The organism is Paenibacillus sp. JT22N1 (assembly GCF_059692155.1).
The window spans coordinates 21,625-43,593 of sequence record NZ_JCAUAW010000039.1; the positions used below are offsets into that span (position 1 = coordinate 21,625).

The following is a 21,969-nucleotide window of genomic DNA, read 5'->3' on the forward strand; positions in this document are numbered from 1 at the left end:
AATCATCGGGCTATGGGAAAGCGAATCATCATGAACGCATTCGATATGAATAGTGCCATGCACAATTCACACGGTTTATGGAAGCATCCGAATAGTGAAAGACATCGCTATACGGACCTGGATTACTGGGCGGAGATGGCCAGATTGCTTGAACGCGGGAAATTTGATGCGCTGTTTCTAGCGGATGTCGTTGGCATTTATGATGTTTATAAAATGAGCGCCGACCCGGCAATTCGAGATGCCGTTCAAGTGCCGTTAAACGATCCTGCACTCATTGTTCCTGCGATGGCAAGTGTCACGGAGAATTTGAGTTTTGCCGTTACGGTGACAACCACCTATGAGCATCCCTACGCACATGCCAGACGATTTACTACACTCGATCATCTGACGAACGGGCGAATTGCTTGGAATATTGTTACGTCCTATTTGCCCAATGCGGCTTTGAATCACGGTCTGGATACAATGATCAAGCACGATGACCGGTATGACGTTGCAGATGAATTCCTGGAAGTTGCCTATAAGCTGTGGGAAGGCAGTTGGGAGGACGGCGCGGTGGTGCGTGACACCGCTCGAGGTGTATATGCAGAGCCGGCGAAGGTTCACCGGATCGATCACGAAGGCCGGTTCTTCCGTGTACCCGGACCACATCTAAGCGAGCCCTCCTTGCAGCGTACGCCAGTTCTGTACCAAGCCGGAAGCTCTGAGAAAGGACGGGCGTTCGCCGCTAAACATGCGGAATGTGTCTTCGTAGGCGGCAACTCGAAGGGATCGCTGAAAGCAAATATTGAAGACATACGGAACAAAGCGGAGCAATTAGGCAGGGATCCGCAGAGTATCAAGATGTTTACGGGTTTGAATGTCATCGTTGGAGCAACCCAGGAGGAAGCGGAAGCGAAGCTGCGGGAATATGCCAGCTTATGGAGCTCGGAGGCGGCGCTTGCGCAATTCGGCGGCTCTAGCGGCTATGATCTATCCGCCTTCGATCCTGATTCCTATCTGGCGTATCGGGCAACCGATCATGGCCAGAGCCGGGCGGCTCAGTATACCAAACATGTCCAGAACCCTCTTACCGTTAAGGAAATCATGGAACGTATCGGGACTCTGGACAAGGGACAGGGCCGCTTGCTCGTGGGTACACCAGACCAAATCGCTGACTACATGCAGGAGCAGGTAGAGGAGACTGGACTGGATGGATTTAATCTTGCGCATCTGATTACACCAGGGAGCTTGCGTGAATTTGTTGATGGAGTCGTACCCGTACTGCAGCGCCGTGGCGTATATCAACTAGACTATGAGCCTGGGACGCTCAGGGAGAAACTGTTCGGATCGGGGAACCCCCTGCTCCCGGTTAGTCATCCTGCGGCGCAGTATCGAAGAAAACATGAGCACATTAGTTAGATATAAGGAGGGCAAGATGACCGTATGAAGTACAAAACAGTTGGAAAAACAGGCATTCAAGTTTCAGAACTCTGCTTCGGAACGATGTCCTTTGGCGGTAACGCGGACAAGGAAACATCCAAGCAATTATTCTACCGCTGTTTGGACAAAGGCATAAATTTCTTCGATACCGCCGATGTATATAGCAGCGGAGCAGCGGAAGAAATACTTGGGGGGCTAATCGAGGGGAAACGTGACGAGTTGGTCCTGACCTCTAAGGCTGGTTTTCCGTTTGGCTCCGATCCCAATGCACGCGGAGCCTCGCGCAGACACTTATTCCTCTCGGTAGAACAAAGCCTGAAACGGCTTTGTACTGACCGTATTGAATTTTATTTTATTCATCGCTTTGACTCACTGGTCGCCATCGAGGAAACCGTGCGCGCTTTGGACGATTTGCGGCGGCAAGGGAAAATCTTGTATCCCGCTGTCAGCAACTGGGCTGCTTGGCAAATTGCGAAGGCGCTTGGCATCTCCGCCAAAGAAGGCTTGGCAAGCTTTGAATTGATTCAGCCTATGTACAATCTCGTCAAACGACAAGCAGAAGTCGAGATCCTGCCGCTGGCTGAATCCGAGAAGCTTGGGGTCATCAGTTATAGTCCACTTGGCGGGGGACTATTGACAGGGAAGTATGGAATAGGCAAGAAACCCGCAACCGGCAGGCTTGTGGATCAGAGCAACTATACGAAGCGTTATGGTGACGAAGGATATTACGATATTGCAGATAGATTCGCAGCGTATGCTCGAGAGAAAGAGGTTCATCCAGCAACATTAGCTGTTGCTTGGGTGCTCAGCAACCCGGCAATTACGTCGCCGATTATCGGTGCGCGCAGCTTGGAACAGTTAGAACCCTCCCTAGCTGCAGTGGACTTGGATTTCACGGCTGAATGGCGGAAAGAAGTTACGGCATTGTCGATTGATCCTCCCATCGCAACAGACCGCAGCGAGGAGACATTTACTAGTTAGCAAATAAGAGGCTGGCCTTCGGTCATTGGATGACTTTTGGGACAGCTTCTTCTCTTATTGAAATTAATCCGACTAAACCTATTGACTTTATCGTATAATCGGTTAGGATATAGATAACAGGTTGTGGAACAGCGGAACGAGCATTCTAACGGAATGGGGGAGTCAACCATGAAAACAGTTGCGATTATTGGCGGTAGTCAAACGAGCACTTTCAAAAAGATGGGTGAGAAGAGAGGCTTAATTGTGGAGCATCACAGCGGTAAAACGGGTGGAGGCTCCATTGAAAATTATTTTAAGCGAATTATTAATCAAGCAGATGTCATTATTATCTTAAAAGGTGCCATAAAACATACGTCCATGTGGGCTGTTAGGGAGCTCGCAGATAAAATGGGGAAGAAGATTGATTACCATGATGGGTTTGGTGCTACTGGTGCGATCGAGAAGGCTTTGCATTTAAGTTGAATGATGATTATTAATCTAATTCTGACCGGAAAACCGGAAGCATGGATATTGAATCCATGCTTTTTTCTATTCATCATCAATGCGAGAGGAGGGATAACAATGGGAATATTACTGGATACCGTTAAGTTTCTCAAAAAGCAAAAATCCAGCACACAGACAACACCAGATCATATCTACCATGTTGAGGAATTATTCATCGAGGATCATGGTCCCCCGATCGAATCTCATATTAATTCTGAATTCTGGCATATTAGCCATCCCAAACTATCCAGTAGGAAGGAATGAATCGCTATGAATCAAATTAACATCTCTTACAATGAAGTTCCTGTACCTGTTAACTTCATCGGTACAACTCACAAGTTGATTCCATCCCTATTATCTGCATTAAAGCTTAACAAAATTACGTTGGCATCCATTCAGAAGCCCCTACGCATTGACTTATATAACTCGGAGGCTATTTTGCATGCAAGTGAAGGAAATAAATACCGAATCCCCATTTTCTAAAAGAAGAAGGACGTGGCAATCCATGTTCATAAGAATTACAAAGAAAAAGGTGCATTTCCTCCTGTTTTCATGGAGAGAATGTACCTTTTTTTCTTGCGTCCAAGTCTTTCGTCCGATTCGGCTATAAACGATTTAAATACCCTCATCTGGCATTCCTCATGCTATATTACCGGATAAGAGAACGAATGCAAGAGAATGATGTTAAGTTTTGTTTTCAACTATTTGGACTTGTAGCTATAATAGAGTATAAAGAGATAAAAGGGGTGTAGGACAGTGGATTACAAAATAGATATAACATTTGAACCATTACATGAGCTTATCAACAGTCTACATACCTATATTTGCCGTAAATCCTATAAGAAGATTGATTTAACTTCAGCATGGGCCAAAGAAAGCCGCAAGCGCTTAACTCTCGAATTTGCCTCGCTGCTTGATGAAACAGAAGTAGATTTCAATTGGAAATTGACCTATCTTCTCGTCCACTTATGCCCAGGGAAAAAGCATGCTGATCAATTTCTTTCCTGGTTGGAAGGATTGAGCCCAGGTGATTTATATGAATTGATGTCAGATTACATTAGCCAGTTTCCAGATCAAATGGGTGCTTTCAGATCAAAGACATTATCACTTTTCTCCCAATGGAACGAGTTATATTTTCAGCATATTGACCCCCTGATCATACAAAGGCTTCAAGATGAAGCCGACAATCGCAAAGCCATACAGCCCACCATGAAGTCAGAAGATTTTGTCGATGAGACGACGAATGGGTTATGTTTTAAGCCAATGAAAGGGTTGGAGCAATTAATACTAATTCCCCAATACCATTTCCAGCCTATTAATGTTATTTCTTCGTTTCGTCAATTAACGATTTGCAATTACGCGGCAAGAATTTATTTCAATGATGAAGAGGAATTACCGCCACATGAATACCGTATCATTCGCAGCTTAGCAGAGATGAGTCGGTTGAAAATATTAAGATATTTGCATCAAGGGCCGCGAAGTTTTATTGAAATCGTCCGTCATCTTAAATTATCGAAAGGGATTACGCATGATCACATCTCCAAGCTTCGGAGTGCAGGGCTCATTTACGCGCATTTTGAAGGAGAGACATTAACGGAGTACAGTTTAAGAGAGGATGCACTGCTGCACTTACAGAATAAACTAACCTCTTATATCAAACACGAGTAACATAAATAAACAGGTAAAGAAATCATTTTCGCTCCGGCTTTCGGAGTGGAAATGATTTTTTTTATTCCAAATAACTCGAGTGAGTTTCTTTTGTGTGAGAAATATTTTACGGTTCTCTCTTTACAGAACCGCAATTCGTTTTTATAATATGATTATTAACTTATTCATATCGTTTTACTCGGAATTAACTCATGGGAGGGTTTATTATGAAAAAGAGCTTTATCGTTGTATCTGCCTTATTAACTGTAGGATCCCTGCTTTTATCTGCTTGCTCGGATGATCAAGGGACTACGCCGACGCAAGGCGGGAGCACACCGGCAGCGACCAATGCGAACCAAACAGCTGCACCGGCTAATGCGCTGGCTGAGGTTAAAGCAGCGGATTTGTCCAAATTGCCGAACAGCGCAAAACAACGTACGGATACGATCATCGTCGGTCTTACAGATCCAAGCGGCGCATTCACTCCTTATTTCCATCAAAGTGGATATGACGGGAATGTTTCATCTTTGCTATACACGCCACTAGTGACGGTAGACAACAAAGGTGTTCCTACGCCTGGACTAGCAGAGAAATGGGATGTTTCTCCCGACAACTTAACGTACACCTACCATCTTCGCAAAGACTTGAAATTTAGCGACGGAACTCCGCTTACCGCTGAAGATGTTGCCTTTACTTGGACGATTCTGCATGACAAAGCGTATGACGGTGATATGCAAGTCGATGTCTTGCACGTGAAGGGCGGCAAAGCATACAAAGAGGGGAAAGCCACTAGCATAGAGGGCATTAAAGTCATCGATCCCCAGACGATCTCCGTTACTTTAGAACAACCGAATGCGACAGCGCTTTTGACACTCGGCTCCGATGTGCTCTCCAAGTCCTATTACGGCAAGGATTATAAATTCGGCCAGCTGGATTACATTAAGAAGCTTCACGAAAAGCCAGTAGGTACGGGTCCGTACAAGCTTGAGAAATTCATGCCAGGGCAAGAAGTGCGCTTCGTGGCGAACGAGAACTATTTTGCCGGCAAACCGAAAACAGAGCATTTTATTTATAAAACATCGCAAGGCGACGCTTGGCAGTTTCTTGAAACCGGCGAAGTGGACTATGCTTCGTTCAGCGCAACAAAAGAAAACGTGGATAAGCTGAAAAAAATGGGCTTTGTCAACATTATTCCTTATACACCGAGCACATATGGCTACATACAAGTGAATTTGGAGCATGACCAGCTCAAAGACAAAAAGGTTAGACAAGCGTTTGCCTATGGCATTGATCGTCAGAGTATTTATGTCGACGCCAATCAGGGCGCAGGAGAAATTGCTAATATCCCTTCATCACCGATTTCATGGTCCTATACACAGGAGGGCATTAACCCTTACAAGTTCGATGTTGAAAAAGCCAAGCAATTGCTCGACGAAGCGGGCTGGAAGCCTGGTGCAGACGGTATTCGCGAGAAAGATGGCAAACCATTGTCGATTCATTTCCTAGGCTCCAAGAGTGCACAGACGGATAACTTTATTGCGATAACGACGGAATCATTCAAAGCGATAGGCGCCAAGTTCCAACCGGAGGTATTTGCCGATTTCAACGCACTTGTTTCCAAAGTGGAGAGCGGGGATTACGATATGGTTAGCTTCTCTACTTCCTTGATTACCGATCCATCTGACGGTTTACAGCCATTCGTAGACGGTGAGATTAAAGGCTATAACAACCCGAAATTCAAAGAATTATATGATAAAGGTTTGGCAACTATCGATATTGAAGAGCGCAAAAAAGTGTACAAAGAAATTTACCAGCTGATGAATGACGAGTTGCCGGTAATCTTCACGAACTACAAGAAGACGGTCTATGGCTATAACGGTAGAATTGAGAATCTATCTGTAAGTCCATTTAATGGACTTTCCACGAGCTTGCCGAATTGGTCGTTGAGCAAACAACCATGAGTACTTATTTAACGAAAAGATTTGTCTACATGATTGTCATTTTGATTGCTGCATCCTTTTTGATTTTTAGCTTGTATGCCCTGACTCCGGGGGATTTCATTAGCGGTAATATCAAACTATCACCAGAACGGAAAGCGGAGCTGCGGGAGATCTACGGATTGAACAAACCGCTATTGGAGCGTTATGGCCTATGGATGAAAAATGCATTCCATGGCGACTTTGGATTCTCGCTGGCACAGCAGAAGCCAGTGCTTAAGCTTTTTAATGAGTATATATGGAATTCGTTCTTGCTAGCTATCGTCTCTACATTCCTGACATGGTTTATTGCTGTCATTGTTGGTGTTATTGCAGCCTATAAGCAGTATTCATGGTTTGATACGCTGGTGATGATTGGCATCTTCGCTGCGATGTCGATTCCGTCGTTTTTTATCGGGCTTTATTTGATTAAAATATTGGCGGTGGACCTGAAATGGGTGCCGCCGGGAGGCATGTTGACGACGGGCAACAATGCAACGGGCTTTGCCTACTACTCAGAGGTCCTCCATCATATGCTGCTGCCAGTTATTGTCTTGACGTTACTTGGTCTAGGGTCACTAACTCGTTATTTCCGCAGCAATATGATCGAAGTCATTAAGCAAGACTACATCCGTACAGCTCGGGCAAAAGGGTTGAAAGAAGGCAAGGTGCTATTTACTCATGCCCTTCGTAATGCGCTGCTTCCGGCTATCACGCTGGTTGGCTTTGAACTGCCTGCTTTGTTCGGGGGTTCGTTAATCACGGAAAAAATATTCAATTGGCCAGGTATTGGACAGCTCTATATTCAATCTTTCTCGTTGCGAGACTATCCGCTTCTGGTAGGCTTCACGATGTTCATCGCTGTACTCACCGTCATCGGTACGCTGATATCGGATATTTTGTATCATATCGCCGATCCGCGAGTCCGATTATAGAGGAGGAACATCGTTATGCCATCATCATTATGGAGACAATCGTTCAGGCGTTTACTCAGAAATAAATTAGCTGTATTTGGCTTAATTGTCGTCGTGATTATGTTTCTAGCCTGCTTCTTGGGGCCATTATTCTCTCCCTATACGAATGGCAAAATTAATATGGTGATGATGAATAAGGCCCCAAGCTTGAAGCATTGGCTTGGAACCGATGGTCTAGGTCGTGATGTATTGACGCGAGTGCTGCAAGCCGGACGCATTTCGTTAACAGTTGGACTAGCGTCAATGGTACTGTCTGTGGCGATTGGAACGCTTCTTGGAGCTATAGCGGGTTACTACAGAGGAATAGCAGATCAAATCATTATGCGGATCTCTGACTTGCTGTTAACCATACCGCACTTGCCCTTATTGTTCATTTTTGGAGCCTTGCTTTCTGAATGGAAAGTACCCACAGGCAGCCGCATGTATATTGTTATGCTGATGCTCAGTATCGTGGGTTGGCCGAGCCTTGCCCGCATGATTCGTGGCCAAATGCTCAGTCTTCGGGAAAGAGGATTCATGCAGGCGACCGTTGTTCTTGGTTTGCGTGATCGCCGCAAATTGTTTAATCACTTGTTGCCTAATTTAATTCCGCTGCTCATAGTGATAGCTACGCTGAACATTGGGGGAGCCATCTTAAGCGAGTCGGTGCTTAGCTTCTTCGGACTCGGGGTTATGCCGCCAACCCCTACATGGGGCAATATGATCGATGCAGCGAATAATTTGATCGATTTTCAGGAGCGGCCATGGTTGTGGATTCCGCCAGGCTTCTCGATTTTTATTACAGTTATAGCCATTAACATATTCGGTGATGGTCTGCGCGATGTGCTGGATCCGAAACAGAAAAGGTAGGTGACCTGCATCCGATGAGTGATCTGCTTGAGATTGAACACCTACGAACTTATTTTCAAACGGAGGGTGGCGTCGTCAAAGCGGTTGACGATGTGAGCCTGCATGTAAGGCAAGGAGAAACCGTTTGTATTGTCGGAGAATCCGGAAGTGGCAAAAGCATTACCGCTTTGTCAGTCATGGGGTTAATTGAAGGACCGTCGGGCAAAGTCGCTGGCGGTAGGATTTCTTTCCAAGGCGAGGATATGCTGGGCTTTAACAAAAGTCAGCTTCGAGCAATCCGTGGTAAGGAAATCGCCATGATTTTCCAAGAGCCAATGACCTCGCTGAATCCAGTGTTGACCATAGGTCAACAACTGATGGAGCCGCTTATTGAGCATCAGAAGTTAAGCAGGAAGCAAGCCAAAGAGCGAACAATCGCGTTGATCGACAAGGTCGGGATCTCACGGGCTGAGCAAATATTCGGGAGTTATCCACACGAGTTAAGCGGCGGAATGCTGCAGCGCATCATGATTGCGATCGCGATTTCCTGTGGTCCGAAACTGCTTATCGCCGATGAGCCAACGACTGCACTTGATGTAACCATCCAAGCGCAGATTCTGGATCTGCTCAGGCTTTTCAAAGATGAGAATCAAATGTCCATTCTCTTAATTACGCATGATCTGGGTGTTGTTGCGGAGATGGCGGACTATGTGGTTGTTATGTACGCTGGCAAAGTCGTCGAAGAAGGAGAAGTTGTCGAGCTCTTTCAGAATCCGCAGCATCCTTACACGCGAGGGCTTCTAAAATCGAAGCCGGTAATCAATCAGCGGCAGGAGGAGTTATACTCCATTCCTGGACAAGTGCCAAATCCGCTGGAACTGAGCGAGTCGTGTTATTTCCATGATCGTTGTGAACACTGCATGGACATCTGCCGGATAAAGTCTCCTCCTTTAAAGGAAGTGGCAAAAGGGCAAAAAGCCGCCTGCTGGCTGTATGAGGAGGCGATGAATAGTGTCTGAGCCACTATTAAGTGTGCATGATTTGAAAAAATACTTTCCAATTAAGTCCGGATTACTGAACAGAACTGTTGGCCACGTGAAAGCTGTTGATGGGATCAGTTTAGAGATTCAACCTGGAGAAACATTTGGTCTAGTCGGCGAGTCAGGCAGTGGAAAAAGCACGGTTGGACGTACGATTCTTCGTCTGACAGAGAAGACGGCCGGGGAAGTGAAATTCAAGGGGATTGATCTGCACAAGCTGCCAAGCGATGAACTGCGAAAGCTGCGTCCCCAGATGCAGCTCATTTTCCAAGACCCGTACAGCTCATTGAACCCTCGAGTCAGAGTTGGTGATGCAATTGGTGAAGCGCTGCTTGATCATGGTCTCGTGCCTAAGGAAGAAATCAGGGATCGCGTGCTCGAAGTGTTGGAATCCTGTGGTCTATCGAGCTATCATATTGATCGTTTCCCGCATGAGTTCTCCGGAGGGCAGCGTCAGCGGATCGGCATCGCTCGTGCACTTGTGTTGAAACCGGAGTTGATAATCGCCGATGAGCCTGTCTCCGCATTGGATGTATCCATTCAAGCGCAGATCATCAACTTGTTTCGCAAGCTGCAGGAGACGCGGGATTTATCCTACCTTTTCATTTCTCATGATCTCAGTGTGGTCGAGCATCTCTGCAACCGAATCGGTGTTATGTATCTTGGATCCATGGTGGAGACAGCTTCGAGGGACGAATTGTTCCGTAATCCGCTGCATCCTTATACCAAAGCGCTGCTGTCCGCTATTCCCGTCCCCATTCCTAAATTAAAGCGCGAGAGGATTCTGTTAAAAGGCGATATTCCAAACCCGGCGAACCCGCCTTCAGGATGCAAGTTCCATACAAGGTGCCCATATGCAACCGCCGTATGTAAGGAACAAGTGCCTGGGGGGAACCATTTCGTTGCTTGTCATTTAGTGTAAAGGATTTAAGTTATGTATGAGAAATGAGGGAGAGCACATGTCGGTAGTTAAACTGCCGCAGCCTTACGCGATAAGACTGGAGATGTTACGCGCAAAAGGCTATTCTAAAGCTGAAATGGCAGAGATCGTAGAACGGAACAATGAAGCGGAGTTGAAGGAGTTAGTCGATAGAGAGGTTAATTGGGAAGGTTTTATCGCGTACAGCCAAGACCAGCTGGAAACCTTATTGTCGGCAATAAACGATGGATATCAGTTCAGCTTTATTACTTTCGGCGGTATCCAAAATTTGCTTGCAATCAAATTTAATAAACTAAAAGGTGCAGACTACGACATCGTAGAGTCTACCTTTCAAAATTTGACGCTTAGTCCGGCACAATTCCAGTTATTTAGATTTCTTGTTCCAAACCATTGGAAAATGAGTGTTTATCCATTCAACAGTAAAACTGGTGAAGAATTAGTTAGAGTTCTTGTTGAGCTTCAGAATACCAAGTAAACTCGAGGAACGCGCGTCCCTTCATGGAGAAAGGGACGCGCTTTTGGTATTGGAGATTGAGTGGTTTGCTATTAGCATATGAGAAATTGTTTATTCATAGAAAATACGTTGTGGAACAATCCGGATAGCTTTGATATGATAGCGGTTCGGTTATACGCAAAACTCGGATTTGAGTATTTTGGCATGTCGGGAACTTCTTGGATTATGAAGGTAACCTTCTAAGACAAATTGTTAAACTAACGCGGAACGATAGTTCAATTAAGACATGAAGGCAGCCGGCACACGATCGGCTGCCTTCATGTCTATTGAAGTAACGGGCAGGGTAGTTTGGTGGCTGTCTTGAATATATGGAATAGCAATTTACAACTGCTTTTTAGTCAGGGGGCAAGCATATGGGAGTTAATTCAAAGGGGAAACGTAAGTTGAATCATAACGGAAGGTCGTATTATTGGTATGTCCAACAAGATGCCGAAGATTTTGGACGGATTAACCTGAAAATTGTTTCAGAGGATAAGAAGTTTATAATTTCGTATTGTCGGGTGACAAGAACATTCCCGAATTTGACAAGAACATTATGACATTCCCGACGGATCGCGCTAAGATATGGATGGATACGTAATCTTGATCACGTCAGTTGCTGGTTGATCAAACTGGCAGGGGAGCTAAATAACAACGCCAGCGTGGAACAGTAGCTGCGTTACGCTAACGGGTGGATAATTCCAATATGTGGAAGGTCGGAAGGGCGGAATGAAATGAAATTTTACATAGCGTCCATTCTCAAAAACATAGAAAAGGTGCGGCAAGTCGCTGAGAATTAGAAAGCGCGTGGTTTTCAACATACATACGATTGGACAACTCATTCGAATATAGACTCAATCACCAAACTCCTTACTATTGGCCAAGAAGCGAAAAATACATCAAAGTGAAAGGTCAAGTTTAAATAGACTAGTTGATTCTATGCGGAAAACTATTGATTTTATGTAATCTAAAAATCGAGATATGCCGACAGCAAATCGGTTCTTTACGAACCGCTTTGGCCTCGCCACATAATCAATTACCAGTGTAATTATTTTGGATAAAAAACCTAGCATATCAGGCCACAAGAATTAATGAATGAAAAAGCCCTGCCAAAAGAACACATCGAGGCCATGTAAATGTTTAGTACAGGGCAGGCCGACTTTCGATTCCGTGTATAACGAACGAACTAAAAGATAAAGCTTTTTATATGGATTCTTTCTTTGCAAATAACAGGAATTTTATTCCTTTTAAGTAACCTATTGACGCATCATTATTTTTTTTAACCATTTCTTTAACTATTGAATAGACAATAGTCCATAATAGTGCCCCGTAATTCAAAATCCCGGCTTGTTTCATTTTAAGGAAATAGTAATGATTTACGACTTTGGCCTTAGAAACATTTTCAGCTTTATCCCTGGATTGAGGCGATTCGTGATGTATTATTTTTAAATCCGGATCTATAACCAATCTACCATATTTGCTTGCATAGTAGCACATATATAAATCATCGCCGACAGCATAATTTTCCATCCAGCTTAGAGGCTTCATGTCTTTAAGTGAACTCTTTTTAAATGACATATTGCACCCATGAAAAAATTCTGTTTCAAAATTTGACTTGGCTTTATTCCAATTTGCTATAGATCCTGCTAAACCACTTTTGGACAATTTCCCCAATGAACTGGACATTTGAAACGTAGCTACTCCGAGCGCATTTGCTATTTTACTAGAATATAAACCCTTGGCTATTCCTCCTACTCCTGCCAAACTTGCATCATCTTCATAATTTTTTAGTAATTTGCTTATATAGTAAGGATCATCTAATTCAACATCATCATCTAGATAAAGGATAATTTCATGTACGGCGATTTTTACACATTCAACCCTTGAAAGCCAAATTCCAGCTTTTAATTTCTTAAAGTATGAAAGCTTCATGCATTTTATTTTGGATAAGATAGCCTCAAATAAATGTAATTGTTCCTTTTTGATATCTCCATCATCCACAATTAAAATCTCAACCTCACAATAAAGTTCAACCTGCCTACTGATGGAATCGATGCATTTGGTGATATCTGCAATTCGATTTCTAGTACAGATTGCAATTGTAATATTTTTCAATTTTAACGCCTCCGATTGGTTCATCTGTTCTGTTTTTGTTATCCGGGTGTCTTCGATCAACTTGTTTTGCTCGGTTTGACTCTAGGAACCAAAAGGCTGGCTTGCTGTATGGACATATAATCGTGGTACCTAGGTTTACTTGGTTAGATGTACTTTTAAATTATTTGTAATTAGTCTATTTGTTCAAAGCAACCATAAATAAAATTTGCATAAAAGTAAAATAGAGTATAACTTTGGATGAGTTATACACTATTTTTTGCTTTTGATTCGAGAAGAGTAGGTAGCAGTTATTATTCTTGTTTATTTCCCTTATTTTTATCGTTGCCTTTACCGTTCTCTTTCTCGCTGCCGCCATGTTGATTATTGTTCTTTCTATCTTTTTCTTGTTCGGATCTATTTTTTTCTTTGTTGTCTTTACTTTTTTTCGTATGATCTGCTTTTTCCTTTACGGAGTCGTCTTGTTGTTCTTGGATAGAGACAGACTCGTTTCTAACTTGTGATATTACTTGTGATATTACTTGTGATGGAATTGGTGATGGAATTGGTGATGGAACCGATGACGGAACTGCTGATGGAACAATCGAAGTTACAGGTTGCTGCTCTGCTTTATCTGTTACATCCTCATTTGTCTGCCCCTGTCGGGTTTTCTTTTCGATTTTAGACAGCTTTTTATCTAAGTGGTCAAACGATTTTTCTATATTTTTCATTAGAGCTGACTGGGCTTTTGGATTACCCACTTTTTCCAATGCTGAAGCCAAAGCCAGAATGTTGTGCTGCAATTCGGTTTTTACCTTCAGTACCTGCTCAGGGTGTTTTACTTCCTTTTCAGTATCGTTCACATCTTTGGTTTCAGTTTGCTCTGTTGTTGTAGTATTTGCTTCCGTATCTACCGATGGTGTCGCAGATGCAGCGAGAGCAGTCTTTTCGGTTGTCGACAAACCGGAAGCCTGTTCTGTTTTTTGGATAGCATTTTGTTGAGTTTCTAGTGACTTCTGAAGAGATAGACTTGCCTCATTCGTTTTTCCCTTAGCCAATAAGGTGTTCGCTTCCCCAAGTCGTTCTTGGGCAAAGGAGGTAAGCAGTCTTGCCTCCTTTATGTCATTGACAGTTAGGGCTAATCGAATATTTTCGTACATAGTTTTTACAAAGTAGAAGAAGTCTCCAGGCAATAGACCTGTTGTCTCAACTTTATTCTGAGTGACGTTCACGGATGCAGGAGTAGAAGATGGTGTTGGTGTTGGAATCTCTGAAGCCAATACACTGCTTGTGCCTACGCTAAAAACGAGTATGCTGAGCAAAGCGCTTTTGGTTAAAAGGTTGTATCTTTTGGGTTCCTTCGTGAACTTTACTTTCATGCGTATTACCACCTTTTGTATGTAATCTGTCGGCCGATACTAAGGTATACGAGAGCTATGGTTATTTTCAGGGGGCATGTGGATATAAGAACGCGGGATCGCTTAGTTTATGGATTTCTTTAATAAATTCAAGTGTATACCCTCACAAAATCCGAAAGAAATACCGAATATACTTAGTGTTACTTATAAGAGGAGGAATAAAAAGATGAAAAAAAGATGGATGGTTATCGCGTCATGTGTACTAGCAACAAGTCTTATGGCAGGATCGGCATTGGCAAAATCTGAAACAAGCCAATCGAATGAGGGTAAGTCTGATGCTGTAAAGGTTAACGTTGATCTCAAGGTGAAAGCTGATTGGGATGCGACTGTTACATCCGATACGTATGGCAATCAAGGCCATAATGGATATAAAGGGCTGCTCAACGCGATCGACAATGTGAAGGACAAGCCTGCAGGAGCTGTTATTGCAGATCTTCTTTTAAGCAAATATGGGACCCAACTTACGGCTGAAAAGAAAGCGGAGCTTGAGGTAATCAAAGAGAAGGACGCAGCTTTGTCGGTAGTTGCAGATCTGTTGGATAAGAACGGCAGCGTAACTGACGCCGTGTACGTTCAAAAGGAAGCTATTTTAGCAAACGTGACGAATCTTGATTCTTACAAAAAACTTGGCAAATTGTATGAGAAGCTAGGGAAAAAAGGCGTGAAATTGTACGTTAACGGTGAAGAGCCTACTTTCGAAGTAGCTCCGTTTATTCGCGAAGGCAACACACTAGTTCCATTCCGTGCAATTTCTGAAGCTTTAAAAGCCACGGTTACTTGGAACGCAGAAGAGCGCTCGGTTACTGTTACACGCGATGGTATTACTGTGAAACTCTTTATTGATAGCAAGACTGCTACGGTCAACGGGAAAGAAGTGACACTTGAGGTACCCGCAGCAATTGAACAGGGCAGCACGGTTGTGCCGGTTCGTTTTGTGAGCGAAGCCCTGAAAGCAGCAGTTAAATGGGAAGCAGATACTCAATCTGTTGTCATTTATGAAGAATAATCCGAAATAATTATAGAGCCATCCGTTAACGGATGGTTCTTTTCTTTGTGGGACGTCCCCTGTGTTTCTAAACGGCTTTGGCAGCTAGCAGTTTGTTCTGAAGGGATTAGTCTCTGCTTTATATTTGTAGTAGATTTTACATTCAGAGCAAATACTCAAAGAACTCGGATGATTTATTGAAAGAGTTCGATAGGTTAAACGGTAAATTATTGGGGATATTTGTACCAAGGATATGTGATTTTCTTTTAATCTAATTACGGTGAACCGTAGCATAAACAGAAGTCAGGACGTTAAACTAACGGATAACTATAGTTGAATGACGGAGCTGCCGACACGATCGGCGGCTTTGTTACGTTAAAGGGCAGGTTAGCTCAATAAGAACCCGATGCAACTTCAGGATTCCTTAGGCTGCATAGGACCGCTAGGGAACTATGCAGTGACGGAGTTCAACAATATTTTGCCACCCTTTAGCCTTTTTTTACTTTGTATATGCCTGTTTCAACGTATATTCGTTAATCCAGGACTCTATTACTTCGCCCTTTTTTAAATATGTAAAGTTCAGGATTAGATTTGGTATAAATTACTAAATGAGAAATGGACACAACCTAGATAAATCAGCGTCTATAAGAAGTGAGAAATATAAATGTGAGGTACAAAAATATGACTTTTATCAAACACTTGCTTCTTATATCATTAGTAGTGAATTTAACAGCATGCAATCCATTCGGGGAAGATTTTCTATTGGAGCAGCTAGAATTCTATTGGAGATTTTCCAATGGGCGTTTAGCACAAGAGAACAGCTAAAGTTCTTAATGGTAGCTACTTTATCAAGATTCCCTTTTTGCAGAGCATCTCTTTCTTTGAAGATTCTTAGAAAATACCCAGTGGTATCACTTCTCTCTACAGAGTTAATATATTATCAATAAAATGATATAAATAACCTCAGTAATCTGTACCTTTCAAATTGACTGAAAAAGCATTTGATATATTAGAAAGTCAAAAAATTTGAAAGGTAGTGTTCAAGATGTCTTTTAGCCGAATTCAACATCGTATGCAAGGTGTTACATCTGTTACACGTCAGCACCAACATTTGTTCAGTAATGTAACAGATCTTTTAATTCGAATCCCTGGTTCTCACAGACATACATTTCAAGGGATAACGAATACGACAAATGGACATCGACACATGTACTCAGGGACAACCGGGCTAGCTATTAATGGACAAGGCGCTAATCATTTTCACCGGTTCAGTATCGTAACACAGGTAGCTAATGGGCATACCCATATCATCATGGGTAGAACTACAGTGCCGATGTTAATTAGTGGAGTCATGTCCCACGGATTAATCATTGAAAAAGTCATTCAGGTAAAAAAATAACCTCTCTAGAGTGGGGCAATGGGATGGATTTGCATGAATAGGAGGAGGCAGCCGGCTAAGATTGGATCGGCTGCCTCATCCGCTAACGGGCAGGAGAGTACGATAACCTAAACGAATATGTATTAAATCAATGTCTATGGCTTTTGTTTCCTAACAATTAATTAGAATGAGTGGTGTTAATGAAAAAGAAGTTAGCGATAACCGGAATTGTTGTTTGTACCCTTATTGTTTGCATCCTTACTATAAGTTTATATGTATGGTTCTCATTCAAACCGGGATTTGTATATGAAAATGGAACATGGAATCATGTTTCCTATGATGCGGGAGCTGGCAGAAGAGTTAGTCCGATCAATGTAAAAAAGGATGAATTCAAGGTTTTAAAGTACAGTGATTTTGCAAGAGATAATAACAGTGTATTTTTTAAAAACCATAAAGTAGAAGGGTCTGATCCGGGAACCTTCAAAATTATTAGCACCAAAGGCAGATATCATTACGCAAAAGATAAGAATAATGTATATATTTACGTTAGTAATGACTGGTCAATATTTAAAGTAATCAATGCAAACCCAGATAGTTTTAAAGTACTGGAGTATCCTTATTCAAAAGATAAAAACGACGCATACTGTGGTAGCGTACCACTTTTTGTAGATGATGTTTCTAAATTTGAAGTCATTGAGGGAGCACGTTTTTCAACTTCGTCTTCGTTTGACAGCTTCTTGGGTAAAGAAAATGACCCGAGAGAAAAATCATCAGAGTATGAACGGAATAAGCACGAATATAATCGTAAAAAGTATGGGTTTATTACTGAGAGTGTTATTTATTCTGAAGATGGAAAAGCAAAAACGGATAAACTTACTTATACAGGATATAAATTAGTGGAAGATAAAAGATAAAGAATAAGTAAGATTAATAATTATTGAAGACAGATACTGCTGAGAACCACATCATTCATTCAACTACCGGGAGACGATAGCCTAATCATTTCTAGAATATAGCGCGAAGTTTGGAGGCTAATTAATGTCTGTTAGTGTGTTTAGAATGAATCAAGAGGATAATTCATTTGAACTAGGTTTTGAAATACCAATTTCTAACGAAGAATTCTTTACAAAGTTTTGGCAACCAACTATTGAGGAGTTAAAAATTTATGGTATTCAGAATGGAGTAGAAATAAGAAAAGAACAGTTGGAATCTACACTTCTGGAACTAAAAAATTTAAGAATATGGGCACATGCTAATCTAGAGAATAATGATTTGGAATATATGGTGACAAGGATTGATTTGCTTATTAAAAAGTTACCTTTAGCTTTTAAAACAGAAAATACCATTTTGTGGATTGGGTAACTTAATTCTTATAAAGATTCGTTGCACTAACGCAGAACGATAGCTTCATAACAAGATCTAGCAGGCTGCCGGTGATAAATCCGGTGGTCTATTCCGCTAACGGGCAGTTATGCTAACTATAGTTTTAGTTGACTTGTCAACTATTTTGGTATAGTCTTTTATGGGATGTGATTACAAAATGGATTTACTCGATAATATTGCTGTCTTAATTCATGATGCCAAATTAGAGATATCTATGCACATGACTAAAAGTTTAGCTCCGTATGATATTACGCCTGAACAAGCCTTTATCATTGTTTTGCTCAATGAACGAGATGGGTTGTCTCAGGGTGAGATTGCTTTCGCTTTAAGAAAAGATAAATCAAGCATCACTCGGATGATTGTGAGCCTTGAAACTAAAGGTCTAATGCACAGAATTACTAATAGTTATGACCGTCGTTACTTTAATGTATCATTAACAGATAAAGGTAAGAGCTTAGCTACAAATGTAATACCTTGTATTTCAGGAACTATTGATGTACTTGAAACAGGTTTTTCACTTGAAGAAATGAATGAATTACGAAGGCTTCTAATTAAAATGCGAGATAATATGAAAAAATGAATTGGGTACACCTAATAGTTGATGAATCAACTATTAGAAAAGGAGGAGTATCATGTTTGAGCATATCAATCAAAATTATGAAGGAATAGACTTTTGTAATCAAGATTTGAGGTATGGCGAGCTAATAAGTTGCACTTTTCATCGTTGCACATTTGCAAACGGATCTTTAGAGGAGATTACAACGAGGAACTGCCGTTTCGTTGAATGTAATTTTCGGGGTGCCTCGTTAAATAGCTCCGTTCATAAAGAATCTGCGTTTGAGAATTGTAACTTTGCCGAAGCCAATCTATTTGTCTCGAAGTTTGAAAACTGCAAAATGACGGGTTCAGATTTTTCCAGTGCCAATATGGATGGAATCACCATATTCCAAGGGGATTGGTCTTATACGAATTTGAGAAATGCCAGACTGGTTAAGCAAGATTTACGTGGAATTAAATTTTATGAATCAGATTTAACCGAAGCAAATTTAGAAAAAGCTGACTTAAGAAATTGTGATCTAACGAGAACAATGCTAGCTAGAGCGAAATTACAGGGAGCCGATGTCAGGGGAGCTAAAATGGATGGAGTGGAATTCAAATCCCTCATACTCAAGGGGTTACGAATGGATACAGAGCAAGCAGTGTTGTTTTCACTCTCTCATGGAGCAAAAATGAATTAAATGACTACTCATCCTTCGTTAATCTAACGGGGAACGATAGTTGAATAAGAATACCACAACAGGCTACCGTTGATATAATCTCGGTAGCCTGTTGTGCTAACGGGCAGTTATCCGTGGTAAAATCGAGGTGTTTTGATTTAAAGGTGGGGGAGATTTTGATATGCCCTGTTTGCGGATATGATGAGTTAAAACAAGCACCATATGATGCAGATCGAATTGAATGAGGTTAACCAGAAAGATCTGGTGACCTCATATAAATATTAGTTCCAAAATGTAGTATTATTAATTGCAGTGAGTGTTTAAAAGGGGATGGCTTATGTATAGACATATATCACCAAGTAGAGTGGAAATAAAAGACCGACTATCAGAAGAAGAAGTGAAGGAACTTGTCTCCAATAAAATATTGGAAGGTATCCAGTTCTCGGCACCAATTGAGTCCAATACGTTTGAGCTATTAAACAACCATTTATTTGCTGAGCGAGATGATATAGAACTTCGGGCTTACGGCTTTTACGACCAACCATGCGACTTAAATTTTCTTTCTGCGCTTCCTAATGTGACCCGGTTTGCTGTTGATTGTATTACAGAGGCTGTCAATCTGGATGCCATTACCCAACTTAATAAATTAAAATCGGTAAATATAGGTGTTTACTACCTGGATAGTTTCGAAATACTGAGCTATTTACCTAACACGCTGGAGACAATTATCTTAGGGCAGACGAAATCTAAGAAGCCCGATCTTGCCGTTCTTGAACGTTTTCGGGGATTGAAAAAAATTTATATCGAAGGCCATACCAAAAATATTGATGTAATTGGCTTACTGCACCAATTGGAAGATGTGACCTTGAGGTCCGTAACAACTAAACATGTAGAATATCTGACTCCTTTGAAAAAAATGTGGTCACTTGATATCAAATTGGGTGGAATTAATAATTTTTCGGCGATAGAAGGGATGGAAAATATTAAGTATCTGGAACTTTGGCAAGTTCGTGGATTAAACGATCTGTCATTCATTTCCACCCTAACCGGTCTGCAATACTTTTTCCTTCAATCGCTTACTAATGTAGAGGTACTACCCGTATTGAGCGGCTTACCTAAGTTGAGAAAAATTTTTCTGGAAAGCATGAAAGGTCTGAAAAATATCAGTAGTTTGGGGCAGGCACCAGCACTAACTGAATTCACACATTGGTTCCCAATGAATATGAAAATGGAGGACTACATTCCTCTATTAAGCAATCCTTCTGTTAAAAGAGTTAGTGCATACTTTGGCAGCGCCAAAATGAATGATGAGTTTGATAAAATTGTTGCACGTTACGGCAAGGCACGTGAAATGTTGTGGCAAGAGTTCCCTTTTGAGTAACAGAAACAATATGAGGTTGCGGTGTATGCCTGAACTAACGGATAACGATAGCTCAATGGTTAAGTGGCAAGTAACGGAGAAGATCAAAAAGTATATAATATTTTATAAAAATCTGAGGTGAACATTTGAAAAAATACGTGGTTAGCATAATTATCATTTTTTCTTTACTTATTATGTTTGCACCTTTTTCGCCTTGGATAACTGAGGGGTTCGCAAAATCCAGAGCTTTGAGCGCTTTTGATGAACAATGGAAAAACACACAGGATGGTTGTGGCTTCAATTGCAAAGACTGTGGTTTTAGAAAGTCACAGAAAGTTCTATTTGGTCGTAAAGTTGAAATAGAGTATGCGTGTGGCTTGTTACCCTCTGATTCTCCTGAATACCATAAGAAAAAAGAGCTGTTTGTATCATTTTTAGGAACAGTACATTTAAAGTAGAGCAGACCACGATGTTGGTCTGTTTTTCATTCAAGTAACGGGCAGTAGAGTGAAATGAAAAAGACTGAAATTCTGTAAAATGATGGAACTTTCGTGAGTGTTGAACGTCTAAATGATATTAGTAACTTACAGGAGGGTGGTTCAATGGAAAATAATCACGAAACGAAACCTAGCCTGAAAGTAAGTAAACAAAACGGCATCCAACGATATTGGCAAACGGTTTCGCAAGTATCTGAAAAATGTTAGGGGGGTGATGATTAAAATGGGGAATATTGAGCAACTCATTATGAATATCATCATGTTTCTTTTTTCCAAGCATAGGCGTTTAGTGTTTACTGCATTCAATCAATCGAAATATTATGATGCGGTAAATAAATTAAAAAGTCATGGCATTTCCTATCGCAGCCGAATAACAAGTCATGACACGGGTACAGTGGGTTCAGGCAGAAATGAAAACAGCCAATACGACATCTACGTCAAAAAGGATGAGGTATATCTCGCGGAGAAGGCTATAAATAGCTAGCGGTTTAATAATAAAAAGTGCTGTTGTACGGCAGCATCTCAATGAGCTAACGGAAAACTATAGTTCAATCACGACATGACGGCAGCCGGCACACGATTGGCTGCCGTTGTCCGTTGAAGTAACGGGCAGCATAGTTGAATAAAGCTGTTATAATTATCTTAGGTGATGGTGCAACAATCGTTTCCTTCGACCCGCCGCTATTATACTTCTTAACTATATTTTCCCTATAATTAGAAACTTTTTCCATTTTATTGCGTTATACTATTGAATACATACTAACATTGGGGGAACTTATTATGAAAGCAAAATTGAAGGAAAATTTAATTGGTGGTGTAATCGCCGTTGTTATTGTAACTTCGTTATTGGTATGGGGCT

The 21,969-nt window shown here is 41.6% G+C and carries 24 protein-coding genes; 22 read left to right on the top strand and 2 right to left on the bottom strand.

Going from position 1 to position 21,969, the window contains the following annotated elements; translation table 11 throughout:
* The first annotated feature begins 12 nt into the window (after positions 1-12).
* From AC58UU_RS37960 to AC58UU_RS38015, 12 genes are all read left to right on the top strand, one after another.
* The gene (locus tag AC58UU_RS37960) at positions 13-1,398 is read left to right on the top strand and encodes an LLM class flavin-dependent oxidoreductase (RefSeq protein ID WP_497322623.1); all 1,386 of its coding nucleotides are present in this window, start codon (positions 13-15) and stop codon (positions 1,396-1,398) included.
* 24 nt (positions 1,399-1,422) lie between these two features.
* Complete coding sequence (locus AC58UU_RS37965; protein ID WP_497322624.1) at positions 1,423-2,400, top strand: aldo/keto reductase; 978 nt, start codon at positions 1,423-1,425, stop codon at positions 2,398-2,400.
* A 168-nt stretch (positions 2,401-2,568) separates the two neighbouring features.
* Positions 2,569-2,862 carry a DUF2325 domain-containing protein gene (locus AC58UU_RS37970; RefSeq protein ID WP_497322626.1) on the top strand — a complete coding sequence of 98 codons (294 nt, stop codon included), beginning with the start codon at positions 2,569-2,571 and terminating at the stop codon, positions 2,860-2,862.
* 99 nt (positions 2,863-2,961) lie between these two features.
* The gene (locus AC58UU_RS37975; protein WP_497322627.1) at positions 2,962-3,147 is read left to right on the top strand and encodes a hypothetical protein; all 186 of its coding nucleotides are present in this window, start codon (positions 2,962-2,964) and stop codon (positions 3,145-3,147) included.
* Positions 3,148-3,153: 6 nt separating this feature from the next.
* Positions 3,154-3,366 (top strand): hypothetical protein, encoded by a 213-nt coding sequence (locus tag AC58UU_RS37980; protein WP_497322628.1) that lies wholly within the window; start codon positions 3,154-3,156, stop codon positions 3,364-3,366.
* 273 nt (positions 3,367-3,639) lie between these two features.
* A complete protein-coding gene (locus AC58UU_RS37985) occupies positions 3,640-4,551 on the top strand; it encodes an ArsR/SmtB family transcription factor (RefSeq protein WP_497322629.1) in 912 nt (303 codons plus the stop codon).
* Positions 4,552-4,757: 206 nt separating this feature from the next.
* A complete protein-coding gene (locus AC58UU_RS37990) occupies positions 4,758-6,491 on the top strand; it encodes an ABC transporter substrate-binding protein (RefSeq protein WP_497322630.1) in 1,734 nt (577 codons plus the stop codon).
* Positions 6,488-7,441 carry an ABC transporter permease gene (locus tag AC58UU_RS37995; protein ID WP_497322631.1) on the top strand — a complete coding sequence of 318 codons (954 nt, stop codon included), beginning with the start codon at positions 6,488-6,490 and terminating at the stop codon, positions 7,439-7,441. Before AC58UU_RS37990 ends, AC58UU_RS37995 begins: the two co-directional genes overlap by 4 nt.
* Before the next feature lie 15 nt (positions 7,442-7,456).
* Positions 7,457-8,329, top strand: coding sequence for an oligopeptide ABC transporter permease (gene opp4C, locus AC58UU_RS38000; RefSeq protein WP_497322632.1), 873 nt, complete (start codon positions 7,457-7,459; stop codon positions 8,327-8,329).
* 14 nt (positions 8,330-8,343) lie between these two features.
* Complete coding sequence (locus AC58UU_RS38005; protein WP_497322634.1) at positions 8,344-9,327, top strand: ABC transporter ATP-binding protein; 984 nt, start codon at positions 8,344-8,346, stop codon at positions 9,325-9,327.
* Positions 9,320-10,270, top strand: a complete 951-nt coding sequence (locus AC58UU_RS38010; RefSeq protein WP_497322636.1) for an ABC transporter ATP-binding protein — start codon at positions 9,320-9,322, stop codon at positions 10,268-10,270. Before AC58UU_RS38005 ends, AC58UU_RS38010 begins: the two co-directional genes overlap by 8 nt.
* A gap of 37 nt (positions 10,271-10,307) precedes the next feature.
* The gene (locus tag AC58UU_RS38015) at positions 10,308-10,763 is read left to right on the top strand and encodes a hypothetical protein (RefSeq protein ID WP_497322637.1); all 456 of its coding nucleotides are present in this window, start codon (positions 10,308-10,310) and stop codon (positions 10,761-10,763) included.
* A gap of 1,221 nt (positions 10,764-11,984) precedes the next feature.
* Here the strand turns inward: AC58UU_RS38015 and AC58UU_RS38020 are convergent.
* Together AC58UU_RS38020 and AC58UU_RS38025 are read right to left on the bottom strand one after the other, a co-directional pair.
* Entirely contained in the window at positions 11,985-12,896 is a 912-nt protein-coding gene (locus AC58UU_RS38020) for a glycosyltransferase family A protein (RefSeq protein WP_497322638.1), read from the bottom strand.
* 290 nt (positions 12,897-13,186) lie between these two features.
* Positions 13,187-14,251 (bottom strand): DUF5667 domain-containing protein, encoded by a 1,065-nt coding sequence (locus tag AC58UU_RS38025; protein ID WP_497322639.1) that lies wholly within the window; start codon positions 14,249-14,251, stop codon positions 13,187-13,189.
* 205 nt (positions 14,252-14,456) lie between these two features.
* On the opposite strand from AC58UU_RS38025, the gene AC58UU_RS38030 reads away from it, so the two are divergent.
* The 10 genes from AC58UU_RS38030 to AC58UU_RS38075 all read left to right on the top strand — a co-directional run bounded on the left by AC58UU_RS38030 (position 14,457) and on the right by AC58UU_RS38075 (position 21,594).
* Positions 14,457-15,296 (top strand): copper amine oxidase N-terminal domain-containing protein, encoded by an 840-nt coding sequence (locus tag AC58UU_RS38030; protein WP_497322640.1) that lies wholly within the window; start codon positions 14,457-14,459, stop codon positions 15,294-15,296.
* Positions 15,297-16,320: 1,024 nt separating this feature from the next.
* A complete protein-coding gene (locus AC58UU_RS38035) occupies positions 16,321-16,674 on the top strand; it encodes a YmaF family protein (protein ID WP_497322642.1) in 354 nt (117 codons plus the stop codon).
* A 179-nt stretch (positions 16,675-16,853) separates the two neighbouring features.
* Positions 16,854-17,567: a DKNYY domain-containing protein gene (locus AC58UU_RS38040; RefSeq protein ID WP_497322644.1), complete on the top strand. Its 714-nt coding sequence runs from the start codon at positions 16,854-16,856 to the stop codon at positions 17,565-17,567.
* 124 nt (positions 17,568-17,691) lie between these two features.
* Positions 17,692-18,015, top strand: coding sequence for a hypothetical protein (locus tag AC58UU_RS38045; RefSeq protein ID WP_497322646.1), 324 nt, complete (start codon positions 17,692-17,694; stop codon positions 18,013-18,015).
* Between the two features lie 178 nt (positions 18,016-18,193).
* Entirely contained in the window at positions 18,194-18,616 is a 423-nt protein-coding gene (locus AC58UU_RS38050; RefSeq protein WP_497322647.1) for a MarR family winged helix-turn-helix transcriptional regulator, read from the top strand.
* Between the two features lie 52 nt (positions 18,617-18,668).
* Positions 18,669-19,274, top strand: coding sequence for a pentapeptide repeat-containing protein (locus tag AC58UU_RS38055; RefSeq protein WP_497322648.1), 606 nt, complete (start codon positions 18,669-18,671; stop codon positions 19,272-19,274).
* A gap of 343 nt (positions 19,275-19,617) precedes the next feature.
* Positions 19,618-20,634 (top strand): leucine-rich repeat domain-containing protein, encoded by a 1,017-nt coding sequence (locus AC58UU_RS38060; protein ID WP_497322649.1) that lies wholly within the window; start codon positions 19,618-19,620, stop codon positions 20,632-20,634.
* Positions 20,635-20,759: 125 nt separating this feature from the next.
* Entirely contained in the window at positions 20,760-21,071 is a 312-nt protein-coding gene (locus AC58UU_RS38065; protein ID WP_497322650.1) for a hypothetical protein, read from the top strand.
* Between the two features lie 93 nt (positions 21,072-21,164).
* Entirely contained in the window at positions 21,165-21,317 is a 153-nt protein-coding gene (locus AC58UU_RS38070; protein ID WP_497322652.1) for a hypothetical protein, read from the top strand.
* Positions 21,318-21,321: 4 nt separating this feature from the next.
* Complete coding sequence (locus tag AC58UU_RS38075; protein ID WP_497322653.1) at positions 21,322-21,594, top strand: hypothetical protein; 273 nt, start codon at positions 21,322-21,324, stop codon at positions 21,592-21,594.
* Positions 21,595-21,969 lie beyond the last annotated feature (375 nt).